The sequence below is a fragment of the Paenibacillus sp. FSL R5-0701 genome, assembly GCF_037973995.1.
Classification (GTDB): Bacteria; Bacillota; Bacilli; order Paenibacillales; family Paenibacillaceae; genus Paenibacillus.
Genome location: NZ_CP150230.1, coordinates 4,025,240 through 4,042,150, shown reverse-complemented (window position 1 = coordinate 4,042,150; position 16,911 = coordinate 4,025,240). Strand labels below are relative to the sequence as shown.

The window sequence follows — 16,911 nt, the reverse complement described above, 5'->3', positions numbered from 1 at the left end:
GTGATATATTTAACTCAACAAGAGAAGGAGTGATGAAGATGAGAACCAACGGTCAAACTCAATTCACGCAGGCGGATGAATTAACCAGATATATGCTTCAATTATGCTACACATGTGACGATGCGAATCGTTGTACGACAGAGGAAGCGGTGAAGGCTTGCATGGCAGAACACGCACAAGCAGACCAGCCCGAACCAGCCGAAGGTGGGGAAGTAACTCGCGGGTATAAGGACTTGATGTACGCTTAGGCTAATCATTCACAGAGAACGCTCCTACCGGAGGGTTCTTTTTGATTTGGAGAGAAATGTATGCGCTTTTAAATTCACTTCGCAAATATTGCAGCATGGGTTATTATAGAAATAATTAAGGTAAATTACTCAAAATGTGGAATTGTTTATTGACTCTTAGTTTGGAGGAAGGTGACAAGGATAAACGTAGTATTCATTAAACCAATGGCTTGTTTTGGGATATCAAAGGACAACTTTTGTCATCCACAAATGTGTTGCTGCAGAAGAGGATAGACTTGTTTATAAAAAATGTTACTTTGATAATTGATGCAACTGTAAAATGATGATTTTGCTAATAAAGCAAAGATGCTCCCTGTAACCTTTGTGGATAAAGGCACGAAAACTATATTAGAACGATAAGGAGAGTGGCTAATGAAGATTAATCGAAAATATTACTATGTTAATAAAGTAATCGCTTGTGTTCTGATACTTGCATTCATCATTACGACATGTGCGGTACCTGTAAACGCTGAGGTAGAGAATGTGGATACTACACCCTCCAGGATTGCGTTGTCTTCGCTAGAGGAAACAATAGATTCATATGTGGCTATTAATCAGAAGAACACCGCTGCCGTTTCGGTTGTAGCTATCAAGAACGGTGAGACTATTGTGAATAAGGCCTATGGATACGCAGATCTTGAGCAACAGAGAAAAGCAGACACCTCTACTGTGTTTGAATGGGGTTCAACTTCTAAACTATTGGTCTGGACGAGTGTTATGCAGCTTGTAGAACAGGGAAAGCTTGATTTGGATACCGATATTCAGGACTATTTGCCGGAAGGATTTCTAAAGAATCTTGAATACGATGCTCCCATTACCCTAATGAACCTTATGCATCATAACGCAGGATGGGAAGATAGATTGATAGACTTATGGTATTCATCCGAGAGTGATATTGTGGAATTAGGTGAAGCTTTACAAAAATTTGAACCGAGGCAGATCGATAAACCTGGGAGTGTCGTTGCTTATTCAAACTATGGTACGGCTATGGCTGCTTACATCGTTGAATTACAAAGCGGACAAACCTTTTACAAATATGTCAACGAACATATATTTAAACCGCTGAATATGAAAGACACTTCGATTCACCCGTCACAGTATGATAATCTAAACGTCTTGAAACGAAGAAATGAGATTCAGGGTTACACTACGAATCTGAAACTAATTCCTAAGAACAGAGCATACATAAGCTTGTACCCTGCGGCGGGGGCCATTGGCACAGCAGAGGATGCAGCTAGATTTCTTGCAGCCTTAATGCCGGTGGATCGTAGTAATTTATTATTTGCGAACAATGACACCTTAGACGAGATGCTGTCAACAAGTCTATATTACGATGGGACTTCAACTCCACGAATTGCACATGGCTTCTTTGAAGTGGAATACTGGGTGCCTGCACTGGAACACGCTGGAAGTACGGCGGGATTTTCAAGTAGATTTGTTTTTGATCCGGAGTCTAATTTTGGGTTAGTAGTCATGACAAACCAGTCAAATGAAATGGCTTATAACGTTGGTCTTGTCCAGAAGGTGTTTGGAAGTAGTTTCAGCACGAATTCAGTTACATCTGAAAGTGGAGGATATTATCAGCCTGCGCGACGGGTCGTTTCCGGTTTTACGAAGGCATATTCGATGTTAAGTCTGCAGAACTATACAACATTTGACCTTAGTAACTTTGCAAATGTTGTTGAGCGTCATGGCACTGTTGAGATGGTCTCTATGTCTTATAATGACTTTTTGCCCGTATCCAACTTAACGATAAACTTGATCAAAGCATCTTTTATTGCTCTTGCAATAGCGATCCTGCTCAGTTTGAGAGCGATAATTGGCTATTTTATTCGGTTATCCAGATACAAATTAAAAAACTGGGAAAGACCCGGTACAGGATTTGATAAATATCATATTGTCATTAATATCGCCAGTCTGGCATTAATTTTGAATACGATCCTATTGTTCATGCGCGCCTTAGGCTTCTCCCCCTATTCTTCATTGCGCATACATCTCATCTTGAACCTGGTTTATGTGATTCTAGCTGTGGTGTATCTTGTCTTGTTGTTCTACAAAGTGCTGAAAAGAAGCTATAGTAAAAAGCAAAAGGCGGTATACATCATTTCTGGCATGTCGGCTTTCCTATTTGCTGCTTTTATTATGGGATGGGATTTGTACTTTTAGAGCTTAATTATCGACGAGAACATGATCAGAAAGAGCATGAGATAGTAGAAAGGATAAAACCATGAAAATTCAAGATCTCCCAATTGAAATAAAAGAACATATAGGGGAAATCCAGAAAATCACTTTTCCTAAGCAAGGTCATACTTCTACTGTAGCTATTCTGGATACGTTCGACCAAAAGTACATCATCAAGAAGACAGAAAACGATCTTTATAATGAATGGTTATCCGATGAATATAAGGTGCTTCAATACCTTTACCATACCGGACTCCCTGTTCCAAAGGTATATTCATTTCATACTGAGGACACATCGAGATGGCTACTGATGGATTATATTGATGGAATAAGTTTAAGAGAATTTCTCTTTAAGATGCCTGACCTCCAAAGTAAAGAAAAAGCGATTTTTAACTTTGGGCTTTGTTTAAAGAAAATACATGAATGCTCTTGTCCTGTTGAATTATTGAACAATGACATTCCTTGGTTAGATACAATGCTTAATAAAGCAGAATATAATCTAACTCACTTTGCTGTAGACGGATCAGAAGAACTACTTCAACAGTTAAAAGAAGTAAAACCAAAACCAATAGAGAACACTTTCATTCATGGAGATTTTACTATAGATAATGTGCTAGTTAATGATTGCAATATTGTTGGAGTTATTGACTGGGCAGGAGCAGCTTATGGCGATCCAAGATATGATGTAGCATTAGCCATTAGACCGAAACATAATGCGTTTGATAATGAAAGAGATAGAGAAATATTTTATAACGGGTATGGAAATTTAAGAATAACGGATGAAGAATACAATTATTTTGAAGACGGGATATATAACTTCTTTTAGTCTGGCTATAAATCATATTCTTTCAGATTTAAAAATGTTCCGTTTCAGTCATTTGGCTCTTGATCTGTTGAATGCATTAGAGAAGTAAGTTCACACGAACACAACCGAACGGACTATCCGCATCGCAACTAGCGATTGGGCTTAATTCGGAGGAAGTCGTGAACTCAAGACCGGCATACGATAACTTTAAGCAAAGGGATGAAATCTTATGGAATCTTCGGAAATCTTCAATATAGTTGAGTTAACTCTAGAGGGTTTGAAGAAAAGATTAGATAGTAATAATTCATTATTAATACAAGGTTCAACTGGTTATAGTGAGCCTGCAAGATTTACGTTTTATCCGGGTTCATCAAATCAGGAGATCGATTCTTTATTTGAAGAGTTAAATTTAGTTATTCCTTGGGACTATAAAGCTTTTTTACTAAATCATAATGGAGCAGATATATTCGTGCATCCCTTTTATGGAGGGGGGATCCAATTGTATAGCTTAAACATGATTCGACAGGTATACATAGATTATGATTATGTTAGCATGATACCGCAGGGTTGGATTCCAATAGGTTCGGATAATGGAGATATGCTTTTTATAAATACGAATGAATGCATTGATAGATTTTCTAGCTATTTGTATTGGACTGAAATGTTGTTCGTTGATAGCGCAATTAAGGTAAATATGAATTTTGAGAGATGGTTTGAAAGACTGATTATATGTAATGGCGCGCATTTCTGGAATTGGAATAATGAAAATTCTGAACGTTATTATAGGCATTTACAAGGACACATTGAAAATGTGAATAACTATGATGGCAAGAACTATACGCTCGCTTTGTCAAAGAAGGATTAATGACTCCGTATTAGAATAAAGAACTTCAATTCATATCCAATCTCTCTAGAAGGAGTCGAATAAATGAGCCCTCCAAAACATATCTTATCTGCCGCTGCTATCGTGATAAACGACAAGAATGAATTATTACTTATTAGAGGACCACGAAGAGGATGGGAAATGCCAGGTGGTCAAGTAGAAGAAGGAGAATCCCTAAGTCAAGCTGCGGTCAGAGAAACGAAAGAGGAGTCCGGAATCGACATTGAAATCATCAGATTCTGTGGAATATTTCAAAATATTGAAAATTCAATATGTAACACATTATTCCTAGCCAAACCAATAGGAGGAGAATTAATCACATCATCGGAGAGCTTAGAGTCTGGTTTCTTTCCGATCGAAGAAGCCATTTTAAAAGTCGAATGGAAAAACTTCAGAGAAAGAATAGAGTATTGCTTAAAACCTGAGATGCAACCTTTTTGCATTGAGTTCAGTGATAAGAATAATATTTAAAATTTTCCAGAAAGGAAGTTCAATCAATGAACCGATGTAAATCGTCGGAGGGAGAGAAGAGATATCAAGACCAGACGAAATCTCTGAGATTGCATGGTTGGATATAACACAGGCAGATGAGCTTATGCCTTATTACAAGAACGGCTTTAAAAGCTTACTTAATGGCAATGAGATTACATATTTCAACGAAGGTAACAAGTAATGTTCTGAATGTAGTGTATAAAGGAGGCTATCAGATGAACAAGTACAGTGTTTATGAAACAAACAGCTTTTATTGGGATACAAAAGGGAATGACTTTTTGAGTGCAATCGTGCTTCCACATTATGGAGCATTTATCTCAGAAGAAAAACACCAACTTTTTGGTGATGTCTCAGGATTAAAGATGTTAGAGGTGGGCTGTGGAAATGGTCAATCCTTGCAGTATCATGGAGACCGCAAAGCAGGTGAACTGTGGGGTATGGATATATCCCAGAAACAGATAGAAAAGACACAACAACACTTGAGGACATACGGAATTCCTGCAACATTGATATGTTCACCCATGGAAGAGGAATGCGGTATTCCTACTAATTATTTTGACGCTGTGTATTCGATTTATGCCATAGGTTGGACAACCGATCTTGAAGGTACTTTCAGCCGAATCGCTTCTTATTTAAAGAAAGATGGTATTTTTATTTTCAGTTGGTCTCATCCAATTCATAGATGTGTCGTTGAAGAAAATGATAGATTTGTCTTCAATAAGCCATATTCTGATGAATCGTGGTATGCGATATCTCCTGATTTTTGTCAGGGTGAATTAACCTTGGCTGATCGTCAACTATCAACCTATGTCAATGCGTTAGCGAAAGCGGGATTTGTCATTGAACAAATGATAGAAGAATCCGATGAGGACATCATGCAATTACATAATAATAGCGATAGTCTCCTTAAAAGAGCAAAGATGTTACCTGTATCTTTTGTGATTAAAGCAAGAAAACGGTGATTAAATGAAATGAATCGGAGAGTGGGCTATGTTTAAATATCAAATGGATACTGCTACCTATATATCGCTATTATTTATGGCTTGAAAGCAGATCAATGGAGAACGTAATAAATCAAATTTTATTTTAACTAAAGGAGCGAGTTATGAGAAGATTACCCCTTTTTGTAGTGACAGGCGCAAGTGGAACAGGAAAAACAACGATCTCTTCGCATGTTCGGAAGCAGCTACCCGAATTTGACGTTTTTGATATGGATATCATCGATAATGTGGATTGGCAGATTGCCAAAGAGAATTGGTTGAGGATTGCGTATAACATATCGCTAAGTGGGCGAGGGACTGTTTTATGTGGAACGATGGTTCCGGAAAACATTGCATCGTCCGATTACATAGATCGATTTGATCGAATTCTATATATGAACTTGCATTGTGACGATGTTACTCGCGAGACGCGTTTAAGAGCCCGTGGGTGGGACGTGAACTTGATTGAAGATCATAAAAACTTTGCCAACTGGTTACTCCATAATTCGGAAACTGCGTTTGACCCGCCAATGCAAACAATTGATACGACAGAACTTACAGCAGTGGGAGTAGCTGAACAAATTAAAGATTGGGTTTTAAAGAACTGGTGCGAGGAATGAACATCTAAAAGACATCTTGATGAGACGAAGGAGGTCACGTTTTGTTTCTCAATGTATTACTTTGGTTGATTATTCTCTGGGTGATCTCCCTTTATTTCAGTTTCCCTAAGAAAGATCGCATGTACACAGTCAATGTGCCAAGCACATATTACATTCAATCTTCAAATCGGTTGGATATTCAGAAAAACTACGAATGCGCTGCATTTTCAAGTGCGTTTGTCTTGAGACATTTCGGTTTGGAGTCCAACGGAACAAAGTTATATGAAACCTATCCTCGCAAATTACTGGATGGGACGGTATATCCCAAAGCGGTCGTTGTTTTTTTCAGGAAGCTAGGATATCAGGCAATGTACTTACGAGGAAATGCGAATACGTTGAAAAAACAGATCAGCCAGGGTGTGCCTGTTATTTTATTTATTAGAGTACATCCCAAGCAACGTTATTTGCATTTTGTTCCCGTCGTTGGTTATGATGAAACACATTTTTACTTGGCAGAATCGTTAGACCACAAGATTAATTGTGATGAAGAATATTACAATCGAAAAATCAGTATAAGTGAACTCAACATGTTATGGAGGTCCTGGTTACCTTTTTCTCAAAACTCCTATATCGTTGTACACCCGATGCAGATGTAAGACGACTCTCTTTCAAGGGGTATGATATATTAGCTTTAAACGAACTAATCTGCTTTATTCGGAACGTCTGCGTGATTAAACCAAGCAACTCATGCCCAAATGGCATGAGTTTTTTTGTGAACAAATACCGTTACGTAAACCAGCTCGACTCAATTAATGGTTATGACCGATTTAGATCAACCGTAGGGACGGTGTGATTCAATTTTATTGTTTTTCCTGGGAATAAGCTGAGTTTTTCACTAAAATGGTTGTTCGTCCACGCACCTTTTCATCTACATACGTACGTTAAACTATGTCTTTAGGGAGGTGTCCACACGGTGAGTTATTCAGAAGTGAAGAAACGTATGAGGAGAAAAAAGGCAACATTACACCCGTGTAAAATTAAAAGAAAAGAACGCCGATTAAAAGTGGTTAAAAAGTTCGTTCAAGTAAAATGTCCGCCTCCAGAAGTGAATATATCTACACCTACTGTTGTTGGCCCAACAGGACCACAAGGTATACAAGGCGTACAGGGCGTACAGGGTATTCCAGGTAAACAAGGGGTTGAAGGACCACCAGGAGCTCAAGGACCAGCAGGGGGGCCACCTGGACCACAAGGACCTCAGGGACAGCCTGGTCCTGCTGGAGCGGTAGGCTCTCAAGGCCCGGTCGGACCTGCTGGACCCATGGGAGCACAGGGGATTCCGGGAGAAGCAGGGGCCGTAGGGCCACAAGGTCCGCAAGGTAATCCAGGTCCTGCCGGAGCGATTGGACCTCAAGGTTTCCCCGGACCCGCTGGAGCAGTAGGCCCAGCAGGACCAACAGGTGCAACAGGAGCAATAGGCCCTGCTGGAGCAGTAGGCCCGGCAGGACCAGTCGGTGCAACGGGAGCGGCAGGCTCTGCTGGAGCAGTAGGATCGGCAGGACCAGTCGGCGCAACAGGAGCGGTAGGTCCTGCTGGAGCAGTAGGTCCGACAGGTGCGACTGGAGTAGCTGGTCCCGCTGGAGCCACAGGAGTTACAGGTGCAACAGGAGCAGCCGGAAGTGTACTGGGGTTTGCGGACTTTTTCGCACTGATGCCACCTGATAATGCAGCAACGGTTGCTCCCGGTACTGATGTAAGCTTTCCTCAGGATGGGCCGACAAGTGGAATAACGATCGCACGCACAGGGCCTAGTTCATTCAATCTGGCAGCCATTGGTACGTATCAGATTTTGTTCCAGGTGAGCATCAATGAAGCCGGTCAATTAATCTTAACTCTCAATGGGGCAGATTTGGCTCCTACTGTAGTTGGGCGAGCAACGGGAACGTCTCAGATTGTGGGTATGGCTTTAGTGCAGACAACCGTGATTAATTCTATTCTGACCGTACGGAACCCGGCTGGTAATGCTACAGCATTAACAATCACGCCACTTGCGGGCGGAACAAGACCTGTATCGGCACATCTTGTGATCACACAATTAGCTTGAGTACGTTAACAGCCTAGGCTAATTGTCCTTTGCTTTATTAAATATGCATCTACAATGGTAATATGGGTTTGCTTGAACTGAGATAGCAGTGCTTTACCCGAGGCTGTTATCTCAGTTGGAGCGGATAATGGTACAGGAGTAACTACATATCGGATCCCCTGTTGATTTGTGAGGAATGGTGAAAACGTCACTACTAATTATTTTCTCAGTTGTTAATATGATAAAAATATTGGAAAAACATCAGAGGTGAGTACATGAGGAATGGACACTGGAGAAAAATAACATGGATTGTTGCGGCATTATTATTAATCATGATCACGGCTTGCGGCAATAGCAAATTCAATCCAAACGAATTTTCAGAACAGGATCTGGCTGTGACGAAGACCGACAGTGAGGATAAGATTACGTATGGAATGAGCCAGGAAGAGGCGGAGAAAATCCTCGGTGAGGGAACATCTACTGGTGTGGGTCAATCCTATCAATACAATAATGGAATCACGATTGGGTATAGGGATGCCAAAGTCGTTAGTATCATCTTGAACAAGGACTCGAAAGGGTACTTTAAGACGGCTCGCGAGGCAGAGGCGGGGATGACACATAGAGATTCTCGACCTGTATGGCAAGGAACATGTTTTGGTCGAATCTGAACGTAATATCGATTATGCCTATCATATTCAGAAGGAAACATTCCTGGATGAGAAGTCGCTGCAAGCGGAAAAAGATGATCTGGCTATCTATCGTGCATCGTTTATGCTGACAAAAGAAGGACAGGTTAATCAGGTTATATTGACGGATCAACGATTTGCAACAACCTTTAAATAAAACAGGGCTGCTAGTTAAACAAGGTATTAGATAATGAAATAGTACTTATTTTCGGATAAAGCAACCCTTCGGTATTCTGCCGGAGGATTTTCCCCTTCACACCGTTCGATTTTAATCCGGATAACAAGTTCCTTATTTACGTGCATATACATTACTGGAGACGGGTCAAGACTCCGGCTGTCCTAAGTTGTATGAACGGAGGGAGAGACATGGGCATTGAATCATCCTGGATGTTTGATTTGTTTGGAACCGTCTTTCCGGTTGTATTTGTTCTGATTATAGGTATAGTCCTTCTGTCGATGGGAAAGGAGGTATGGAGGTGGGGACGCAACAACTCGGAGCCGCTATTGACCGTGCCTTCACGAATCACCAGCAGACGGATGAAGATGAGTCAGTCGCAATCTGAACCGGGCAGTACAGCACGAACGTTATACTACGTCACCTTTGAAGTAGAAAGTGGAGATCGGCTTGAATTCAAAGTCAATGGTGAAGAGTATGGTTTGTGCGCCGAGGGGGATGAAGGACGGCTCTCGTTCAAAGGAACGCGTTATGTAGGCTTCGAGCGATATAATCGCGTATATTCTGAACGCCTACGTGGTTAAACTGAGCAGCTTGCGCCAGAAGGGCGTGAGCTTTTTTTGATTATTTGCTGGACAAGCGTTTCTTAATGGGCCTATCGTGTTTTTATATAAGAAGAGGCTTAATGTGGTTATGATCAAAGGATCATTACAATAGAGGAGGCAATCAATATGTCATATACAGATCAGGTCGTTGTTGTAACCGGGGCCGCTCAGGGAATAGGACGGAGTGTGGCTGAGGCTTATGCAGTCGCCGGGGCCAAAGTTGTACTTGCCGACTACCAGGAAGCAGAAGGGGCGGCAGCTGCAGCTTCCATTCGTAATGAAGGCGGAGAAGCCATCTTTGTCCAATGTGATGTTCGGAGCGAGCAGGATATTACGAATCTTTTTCGTACAACCGTGGAAGAATTCAAACAAATTGATGTGTTGGTGAATAATGCAGGACTCGCCAAGTGGAAGTCACCCTATGAGCTGACGCTGGAAGAATGGGACGATGTACTCAATACCAATGTGAGGAGTTGCTTTTTGGCGAGTCGGGAAGCAGCCAAACATATGAAAAGCAATGAACATGGGGGTGCCATTATCAACATGGCTTCTACCCGTGCGCTGATGTCTGAGCCGGATACAGAAGCTTATGCCGCATCCAAAGGAGCGATTGTAGCTCTGACGCATGCGCTGGCGGTCTCACTGGGCAAGGACCAAATTCGGGTCAATTGTATCAGTCCGGGATGGATTGAGACAGGTGACGTGGAGAAATTGAAAAAGGAGGATCATGAACAGCATCCCTCCGGTCGTGTGGGTGTTCCTTCGGATATCTCCCGTGCTTGTTTATATTTGTCTGATCCAAGCAATACCTTTGTCACAGGGACCAACCTCGTTATTGATGGAGGCATGACCCGAAAAATGATATATGAGGACTAGAACCGGGATTGAGCCGGGCGAGCCCTAAGCTGTCCCAACTTAAGAGCAATAAGCCCAAGTTAAGCACTTGGGCTTATTTGTTTTTAATAACTCGGTTGCTATAATTAATGTGATTTTACAACAGTAGAGGAATGGAGGGAGTATATGTTCGGGAAACAATCCCGGAAGGTATTTTGGCTGTTACTGCTGATCGGAGGGATGATAATGATAGGGAATGAGTCTCCTGCTGAAGCTGACGGCGCAGATATACGGGCGGCCTGGGTATGGCAGGCGCAGTCTGTTAGCAACGGAGATGAGCTGTTGGCCAATGCAGCTAAACATAAGATAAACAGGCTGTACGTGAATATAGACATGACGCTGTCCAAAGAGGTATACCAGACGTTTATAGCCAAAGCCAGCCGTGCGGGTATTACGGTTGAAGCACTGGGAGGCGATCCATCCTGGGCACTCAGTGGCCGTGAAGTCCCCATGCTCAGATTAGCGTCGTGGGTAAGTGATTACAATCAAGCTGTTGAGACTAACGAGCAATTTGATGCCATACATCTGGATATCAAACCCTATGTGTTACCGGCCTGGAAAGAGGATGCCAAGCCACTGGTACAATCATGGGTAGCCAATATGAATCTGTTATTTGAGCAAGTGAGACAGGATGGCGCAGTTGCAGTGAATATTGACCTGCCATTTTGGCTGGATTCCTATACCATCACAGGAAATAGAGTTTCTGAGGATGCAGATAACGAACCATTGTCACGTTGGTTCATTGAACGAGTGGAGCATGTTACTTTACTCGCTTACCGTGATAACGCGCAAGGCAACAATGGTATTATACGTTTAATTGAACAGGAAATGAACTGGGCCGATACCAGCAATGTGAGCGTTACGGTTGGGTTGAACACCAAGCCCATGCCTGGCGAGGAGTTCACGACATTTGCCGGTAAAGGTGCAGCACAACTGGAGAGTGTTATTGAAGAAGTTGCCTCCGCATTCAGCGAGCATAGTTCTTACGCAGGTTCTGCTGTACATGACATCGTATACTGGGGACAACTGGAGCCGTCGGAACTGCCATCACCGGAGATTCCATCCAATCAGCCAGAGATTCGGGGAACGTATATCTGGGAGGCCTCTCAGGTGACGCATGACGGGGGAGAGCACATACTAGCGTTTGCTAGAGAGCAGAATATTAACTGGTTGTATGTCCGTTTGGACCTGGATCAACCCTATTCCAGTTACCGCAGTTTTGTGAAACGGGCAAAAGCGCAGGGCATTGAGATCCATGCGATGGGTGGACATCCGATCTGGGGCAAGAAGGAGAATCGTCCACGCATTAAGCGCTTGATTGATTATGTGAAAAACTATAATGCTGAATCCGAGCCGGATGAACGATTTGAAGGCATCCATCTGGATATTGAGCCTTACACATTGCCAGAGTGGGAGAATAGTCGGGACACCCTGTTGACCGAATGGGCTGCCAACATTACATTTTTCCAGGAAGAAACAAAGAAGGACAGTGATCTCGAAACAAGCGCAGACCTTGCTGTATGGCTGGATAGCTTCGCGTTGCCAGGAAAGGATACATCAGTGGCTGAATTTATGATCCGTACACTCGATCATGTGTCGCTGATGGCTTTCCGTAACAACGCCGAAGGTTCCAATGGGATTGCTGCTGTTGTGAGTCAGGAGATGGAGATTGCCGATCGTTTGGGTAAAAGGTTGATGATTTCGGTAGAAATGAAGCAGAACCACGAAGGTCCTCATATTTCTTTTTATGAAAAAGGGGCAACGGAGATGGAGCTTCAGCTTGCCAAGCTTCCGGATCTGTTGGCCGAACATCAGGCTTACCAAGGCAACATTGTCCATGCCTATGATTATTGGATTGAAGCCAAGCCTTGAACAGGCGAGTATTATAAGAAACGAGTTGCTTCGGGACTTCACCTTGGGTGAGGTTCCGGGCTTTTTTTTATGGAAAAAAGATGGAATCGTGTCACCGAATGGGCTCCTGCACAATACGATGTACGGTGATGAACAGCTGAAACAAAGGAGGAAACAGACTATGGCTGTTATTAAAGCCAACTCAGAGGACGTCAAGCTGCTGGCTAGGCTCATGAGGGCAGAGGCTGAAGGTGACGGCGAACAGGGTATGTTGCTTGTAGGCAATGTAGGTGTGAACCGGGTGCTTGTGGATTGTCTGGATTTCAAGGATATTCGCGATATCAATCGTATGGTATTCCAGAATCCAGGAGGCTACGAGTCAACACAGAAGGGGTACTTTTACCAGCGGGCAAGACAGTCCGAGATTCGTCTCGCACAACGGGTGATCAATGGAGAGCGCATCTGGCCAGCGAGCAATTCATTGTGGTTTTTCCGACCTGTGGGCGACTGCCCACCAACGTGGTATAACCAGCCAAATACAGGACGTTTCAAAGCGCATTGTTTCTTCAGTCCGACAGGCGATGACTGTCCGGAAGTATATTAAATTTTGGGAGGAATCACCATGATTAATCAGCCTTATCAACCAACGACTCAAACACTGGGTCAGCAAGCGAATTCTGTGTTGGGTCAACAAGCCAATTCTCAGGTTCAAGGTACGTCTTACAAAATTGGTAACGGAATGCCTGCCATGTCACCAATGCCAGGGATGGTATCACCAAGCTCCACAAGTGTACCCCCACTCGTATCCAGTGGAAGCCCAATGACACCAACGGGTGCAGTGATTACAACAACGGCTCCACAGTTTGAGCAATCATACATTGAGAATATTTTACGTCTGAACCTTGGTAAATTCGGTACATTCTACATGACTTACGAAGGCAACAAAGAATGGAACGCTCGTATTTTCCAAGGTATCATTGAAGCAGCGGGCCGTGACCATATTATCATCAGTGACCCGAAGACAGGAAGACGAATCATGCTGTTGATGGTCAACTTCGACTATGCTACATTTGATGAGCCGTTGTTGTATCAATATCCAGGAGTGGTAGGCAATTACCCGCAAGCTCCAAGCAGATAATCATTGGCCCTCATCATTTTGATTGATAACTGACATGTCTAACACATACTGATTTGCTTCGCTGTCCTGAATGTGGAGGTAATCCGCAGACAGGACAGCTTTTTACATAAACATATATACGAAGGTTACTATAGGTTTAGAGTCATACGTAACCTTTTGGCGATAACATGGCACTTATACATGAATAGAACAAGCAGCATGCTTATATGAAGGGAGTCCATAGCGTTGAATTCATGGATTGAAGGAGCGATGAAGGGCGAAACCGAAGCTTACGCACAACTGATGTCTCAATATCGCGGGATGGCACTTGCTGTTGCCTACAATCGTTTAGGAGATACATTTTGGGCTGAAGATGTCGTACAGGAAGCATTTACTGAAGCCTTTGGCAATCTGTCCAAGCTGGAAGCTCCTGAGGCTTTTCCCGGGTGGTTCAAGGTAATCGTGGAGAGGCAGTGTTATCGCTGGCTAAGACGCAAGCAGCATACCATGATTCCAGTTCAGGAGCTGGAGCATGTATTCCATGAAGAGGATCAGGCGTATGATCCGGAAAAACAAGTGGTGCAAAATGAAATGCATCGTACGCTTCGTGATTCCATTGCAATACTGCCATCATCGATGCGGATTGCTGTTGAACTGTTTTATTTGGAAGGATACTCGCTCAAGGAAATATCGGATTTCCTCGGGGTGAAGGTACCTGCATTAAAGAAAAGACTGTTCGATGCCCGATCCAAACTCAAGCGCTCTATGCCAGTAAGGGATCTGGTCTCTGTATTCAGTGACTTGTATGAAGGGGGAAAAGGATTGTTACACATTATGAATGGGGATCACGCTGCCAATCGTTTAAGAGAGAGTGGAATTCAGGGAGACATCCTGGTATGGAGAGAGTTGTATACGTACGGCCCGGTAGCCAAAGAGATGGGAGATACAAAGAAGCGGAAGAATCGTGCATCCGTCTTAGAGCAGCAGTTGGGCATTCCACAGGCGGAATACTTGAAGATTGAAGAACTTGAACACAAGTTGCAGTCGTTTCAACAATACAAGGAAATTGTCTTATGGTTCGAATACGATCTCTATGATCAGACGATGTTATCGTATCTATTGCATTATTTCAACGGACAAGCGCTCCAGAATACGAAACTGAATCTGCTGTGCATTGACTCGTATCCAGAGATTGAGCACTTTAGAGGACTGGGACAGCTTACCTCCACACAGATTGAACGTCTGTCCGGCAGTTGGCATGTGATTGAGAAAAACGAGTTACAAGCCGGTGCACAGTTCTGGGAAGCCTATACGTCGACTGATTTCCGGCATCATCTGGATTACTTGCAGGCAGACACTTCTGCGCTACCCTTTGTGGAAGCTGCCTTTAAGGCACATTTGTCCCGTCTGCCATCTGTATCGAATGGTCTGGGGCTCATTGAGCAGACAACACTGGAGACCATTAGAGCGGGTGTGGAGCATCCGTATCCATTATTTCGCGAGGTAGGGGACAAGCTGCATATTCTCGGGATGGGTGATCTTGAATACTGGGCCCATCTGAGGCGGATGACAGAAGGACCTCATGCCCTTCTTCAGATGAGCGATGCAACCACTTTCCCTAATTTCAAGCAGCATGATGAAAAATTCCGTGACGTAGTCCTGTCACTAACGGAACTCGGAATTCAGGTGTTGAATGGAGAAGTCGATTGGGCACTGCTGAAGCAGGATGAATTCTGGATCGGCGGATTGCATAACGCAAGCGGGAAACAAGCCAAGTGGCGCTGGAACCCCGTTTCTGAGACGGTAGTGGAGATTGAGTCGACATCGTAATCAACGGATAGAATTTGAGAAAATAACAGTATTACAACAAGAGAGTATCCAGCCATGCGGAAGCATAAGCGAGGGTGCTCTCTTTGGTTTGGTTAGAATTAGTTGTGTTTCTCAAAATGATATTCTCCTTTTTTAATAGTTTTTTGACTAGATGTATACCTGTACAGTAAACTGTATATATTACAGTTTACTGTACAGGTATACACTAAAGTGTAAAGGAGTGAGGTTATGAATCAGTACACTGCAAAGCGTATCTCAGAAATTCTTCAAGAAGATGATACTAAGATGAATCTGAGGACGGTTCGGTACTATACACAAATAGGTATGGTTCCTCCGTTAGAGTTGGTAGGAAATAAAAGAGTGTACACCGATAAACACATTCATTATTTTCGAGCAATTATAACTTTATCAAGAACTGGTGAGAACTTAGCATCCATCCAAGAAAAATTAAATCCTCTTTCTTTAGAGGAAGTGGAAAAAATCGGTCAATTGATGAGTTTATATAGTCCTGACCGTGTCTTGGAAAACGAAACCCTAACAATAACAGATGATGTTTCAATTACATTAAGTCCTCGAGTTTCTGCCGAATTAAAACAGAAGGTAATTGATTCTGTTTCACAGGTTTTAAGGGGGGGGATTTAATGATGCTTAATTTACGGCTGGCTAAAAAAAAGATGGAAAAAGAAGAAGGAATGAATCATTTATGGATTGAGCTCACCCATACCAATAATTTAACTGAAAATGCAATATTACGTATTCACCTCCCAAAAGGTCTTTATCGAGGATTAAATTTGAATGGGAATTTTGAAACAGAAACAGGTGAAATAAAATTAGTGTCACGAGACAAAGACGTATTTATTGAGTTTTACACACAGTCGAGAATAGATTGTGATGAGGCATTGATTAATGTGGAATTATGTTATCAAAGTAGTCATCTAAATTGGAAAGGGATAAAACAGGACATAACAGTTCGCTTTGTAGACGAGGAAGATGTAGATGATGAGCATATCGATCATCAAGTCATTGAACGAGTGATGAAACTCGAAATTAATTCGTCTAGCAAGGCTGGCTCAGATAGTGAATTATTAGTTATCAGACCAAGGACGTATCAAACAAGGGACAGTGAATATGCTTATCTTGAAAAGGACTATCGAATAAACTACTAGTGGAAGGGAGCGCTCAACGTATTTTACGAATGCATAAACTTATTGATAATGTGATATGTAAAGCACAATAACAATGGGCAGGTGATAAAAATGGACCAAGAGGCAATCGAATATTCCGTAGAATTCCAAGATTCTTATGGGATCATATACACTCGAGAATTGAGAGCTGAAAGTATAGCTGAAGCCAAAATTATCATTCAAAATAACTATCCTGATGTTGTAATTCGAGCAGTCACACGTATTACAGATAATGATAAGTGATTAACTCTCTAATGAT

Annotated in this window: 19 protein-coding genes; all 19 read left to right on the top strand. The window is 42.5% G+C overall.

Annotated elements, in window-relative coordinates:
* Positions 1 to 38: 38 nt before the first annotated feature.
* The 19 genes from MKZ13_RS17745 to MKZ13_RS17655 all read left to right on the top strand — a co-directional run bounded on the left by MKZ13_RS17745 (position 39) and on the right by MKZ13_RS17655 (position 16,634).
* The gene (locus MKZ13_RS17745) at positions 39 to 248 is read left to right on the top strand and encodes a hypothetical protein (RefSeq protein ID WP_339177045.1); all 210 of its coding nucleotides are present in this window, start codon (positions 39 to 41) and stop codon (positions 246 to 248) included.
* 411 nt (positions 249 to 659) lie between these two features.
* Positions 660 to 2,453, top strand: a complete 1,794-nt coding sequence (locus MKZ13_RS17740) for a serine hydrolase domain-containing protein (RefSeq protein ID WP_339177044.1) — start codon at positions 660 to 662, stop codon at positions 2,451 to 2,453.
* 61 nt (positions 2,454 to 2,514) lie between these two features.
* On the top strand, positions 2,515 to 3,294 hold the full coding sequence (locus MKZ13_RS17735; RefSeq protein WP_339177042.1) for a phosphotransferase: 780 nt from the start codon (positions 2,515 to 2,517) through the stop codon (positions 3,292 to 3,294).
* A gap of 208 nt (positions 3,295 to 3,502) precedes the next feature.
* Positions 3,503 to 4,138: an SMI1/KNR4 family protein gene (locus tag MKZ13_RS17730; RefSeq protein ID WP_339177041.1), complete on the top strand. Its 636-nt coding sequence runs from the start codon at positions 3,503 to 3,505 to the stop codon at positions 4,136 to 4,138.
* A gap of 63 nt (positions 4,139 to 4,201) precedes the next feature.
* The gene (locus tag MKZ13_RS17725; protein ID WP_221821582.1) at positions 4,202 to 4,627 is read left to right on the top strand and encodes an NUDIX domain-containing protein; all 426 of its coding nucleotides are present in this window, start codon (positions 4,202 to 4,204) and stop codon (positions 4,625 to 4,627) included.
* A 236-nt stretch (positions 4,628 to 4,863) separates the two neighbouring features.
* Positions 4,864 to 5,610: a class I SAM-dependent methyltransferase gene (locus tag MKZ13_RS17720; RefSeq protein WP_339177039.1), complete on the top strand. Its 747-nt coding sequence runs from the start codon at positions 4,864 to 4,866 to the stop codon at positions 5,608 to 5,610.
* A 143-nt stretch (positions 5,611 to 5,753) separates the two neighbouring features.
* Complete coding sequence (locus tag MKZ13_RS17715) at positions 5,754 to 6,248, top strand: AAA family ATPase (RefSeq protein WP_221821580.1); 495 nt, start codon at positions 5,754 to 5,756, stop codon at positions 6,246 to 6,248.
* A 41-nt stretch (positions 6,249 to 6,289) separates the two neighbouring features.
* Positions 6,290 to 6,883 (top strand): C39 family peptidase, encoded by a 594-nt coding sequence (locus MKZ13_RS17710; protein ID WP_221821578.1) that lies wholly within the window; start codon positions 6,290 to 6,292, stop codon positions 6,881 to 6,883.
* A gap of 317 nt (positions 6,884 to 7,200) precedes the next feature.
* Positions 7,201 to 8,331 (top strand): collagen-like protein, encoded by a 1,131-nt coding sequence (locus MKZ13_RS17705; RefSeq protein WP_339177037.1) that lies wholly within the window; start codon positions 7,201 to 7,203, stop codon positions 8,329 to 8,331.
* 254 nt (positions 8,332 to 8,585) lie between these two features.
* Positions 8,586 to 8,978: a hypothetical protein gene (locus tag MKZ13_RS17700; RefSeq protein WP_339177035.1), complete on the top strand. Its 393-nt coding sequence runs from the start codon at positions 8,586 to 8,588 to the stop codon at positions 8,976 to 8,978.
* Positions 8,965 to 9,153, top strand: coding sequence for a hypothetical protein (locus tag MKZ13_RS17695; RefSeq protein WP_339177033.1), 189 nt, complete (start codon positions 8,965 to 8,967; stop codon positions 9,151 to 9,153). Before MKZ13_RS17700 ends, MKZ13_RS17695 begins: the two co-directional genes overlap by 14 nt.
* A 209-nt stretch (positions 9,154 to 9,362) precedes the next feature.
* Positions 9,363 to 9,755 carry a DUF2500 domain-containing protein gene (locus tag MKZ13_RS17690; protein WP_017688132.1) on the top strand — a complete coding sequence of 131 codons (393 nt, stop codon included), beginning with the start codon at positions 9,363 to 9,365 and terminating at the stop codon, positions 9,753 to 9,755.
* Positions 9,756 to 9,902: 147 nt separating this feature from the next.
* Positions 9,903 to 10,652 (top strand): glucose 1-dehydrogenase, encoded by a 750-nt coding sequence (locus tag MKZ13_RS17685; protein WP_076217071.1) that lies wholly within the window; start codon positions 9,903 to 9,905, stop codon positions 10,650 to 10,652.
* 204 nt (positions 10,653 to 10,856) lie between these two features.
* A complete protein-coding gene (locus tag MKZ13_RS17680) occupies positions 10,857 to 12,542 on the top strand; it encodes a hypothetical protein (RefSeq protein WP_339177032.1) in 1,686 nt (561 codons plus the stop codon).
* 160 nt (positions 12,543 to 12,702) lie between these two features.
* On the top strand, positions 12,703 to 13,125 hold the full coding sequence (locus MKZ13_RS17675) for a cell wall hydrolase (RefSeq protein ID WP_221821779.1): 423 nt from the start codon (positions 12,703 to 12,705) through the stop codon (positions 13,123 to 13,125).
* 135 nt (positions 13,126 to 13,260) lie between these two features.
* Complete coding sequence (gene gerQ, locus MKZ13_RS17670) at positions 13,261 to 13,659, top strand: spore coat protein GerQ (protein ID WP_237175743.1); 399 nt, start codon at positions 13,261 to 13,263, stop codon at positions 13,657 to 13,659.
* A gap of 225 nt (positions 13,660 to 13,884) precedes the next feature.
* Positions 13,885 to 15,468 (top strand): sigma-70 family RNA polymerase sigma factor, encoded by a 1,584-nt coding sequence (locus tag MKZ13_RS17665; RefSeq protein WP_339177031.1) that lies wholly within the window; start codon positions 13,885 to 13,887, stop codon positions 15,466 to 15,468.
* A 228-nt stretch (positions 15,469 to 15,696) separates the two neighbouring features.
* The gene (locus MKZ13_RS17660; RefSeq protein WP_339177030.1) at positions 15,697 to 16,110 is read left to right on the top strand and encodes a MerR family transcriptional regulator; all 414 of its coding nucleotides are present in this window, start codon (positions 15,697 to 15,699) and stop codon (positions 16,108 to 16,110) included.
* Positions 16,110 to 16,634, top strand: coding sequence for a hypothetical protein (locus tag MKZ13_RS17655; protein WP_339177029.1), 525 nt, complete (start codon positions 16,110 to 16,112; stop codon positions 16,632 to 16,634). The genes MKZ13_RS17660 and MKZ13_RS17655 overlap by 1 nt, the downstream gene beginning before the upstream one ends.
* Positions 16,635 to 16,911: the final 277 nt, after the last annotated feature.

Bases quoted from the DNA above. Each gene is read 5' to 3' on its own strand.
- MKZ13_RS17675 (WP_221821779.1), top strand. From the start codon at position 12,703: ATGGCTGTTATTAAAGCCAACTCAGAGGACGTCAAGCTGCTGGCTAGG.
- MKZ13_RS17680 (WP_339177032.1), top strand. From the start codon at position 10,857: ATGATAGGGAATGAGTCTCCTGCTGAAGCTGACGGCGCAGATATACGG.
- MKZ13_RS17660 (WP_339177030.1), top strand. From the start codon at position 15,697: ATGAATCAGTACACTGCAAAGCGTATCTCAGAAATTCTTCAAGAAGAT.
- MKZ13_RS17715 (WP_221821580.1), top strand. From the start codon at position 5,754: ATGAGAAGATTACCCCTTTTTGTAGTGACAGGCGCAAGTGGAACAGGA.
- MKZ13_RS17730 (WP_339177041.1), top strand. From the start codon at position 3,503: ATGGAATCTTCGGAAATCTTCAATATAGTTGAGTTAACTCTAGAGGGT.
- MKZ13_RS17655 (WP_339177029.1), top strand. From the start codon at position 16,110: ATGATGCTTAATTTACGGCTGGCTAAAAAAAAGATGGAAAAAGAAGAA.
- MKZ13_RS17740 (WP_339177044.1), top strand. From the start codon at position 660: ATGAAGATTAATCGAAAATATTACTATGTTAATAAAGTAATCGCTTGT.
- MKZ13_RS17690 (WP_017688132.1), top strand. From the start codon at position 9,363: ATGGGCATTGAATCATCCTGGATGTTTGATTTGTTTGGAACCGTCTTT.
- MKZ13_RS17735 (WP_339177042.1), top strand. From the start codon at position 2,515: ATGAAAATTCAAGATCTCCCAATTGAAATAAAAGAACATATAGGGGAA.
- gerQ (WP_237175743.1), top strand. From the start codon at position 13,261: ATGCCTGCCATGTCACCAATGCCAGGGATGGTATCACCAAGCTCCACA.
- MKZ13_RS17725 (WP_221821582.1), top strand. From the start codon at position 4,202: ATGAGCCCTCCAAAACATATCTTATCTGCCGCTGCTATCGTGATAAAC.
- MKZ13_RS17685 (WP_076217071.1), top strand. From the start codon at position 9,903: ATGTCATATACAGATCAGGTCGTTGTTGTAACCGGGGCCGCTCAGGGA.
- MKZ13_RS17700 (WP_339177035.1), top strand. From the start codon at position 8,586: ATGAGGAATGGACACTGGAGAAAAATAACATGGATTGTTGCGGCATTA.
- MKZ13_RS17720 (WP_339177039.1), top strand. From the start codon at position 4,864: ATGAACAAGTACAGTGTTTATGAAACAAACAGCTTTTATTGGGATACA.
- MKZ13_RS17745 (WP_339177045.1), top strand. From the start codon at position 39: ATGAGAACCAACGGTCAAACTCAATTCACGCAGGCGGATGAATTAACC.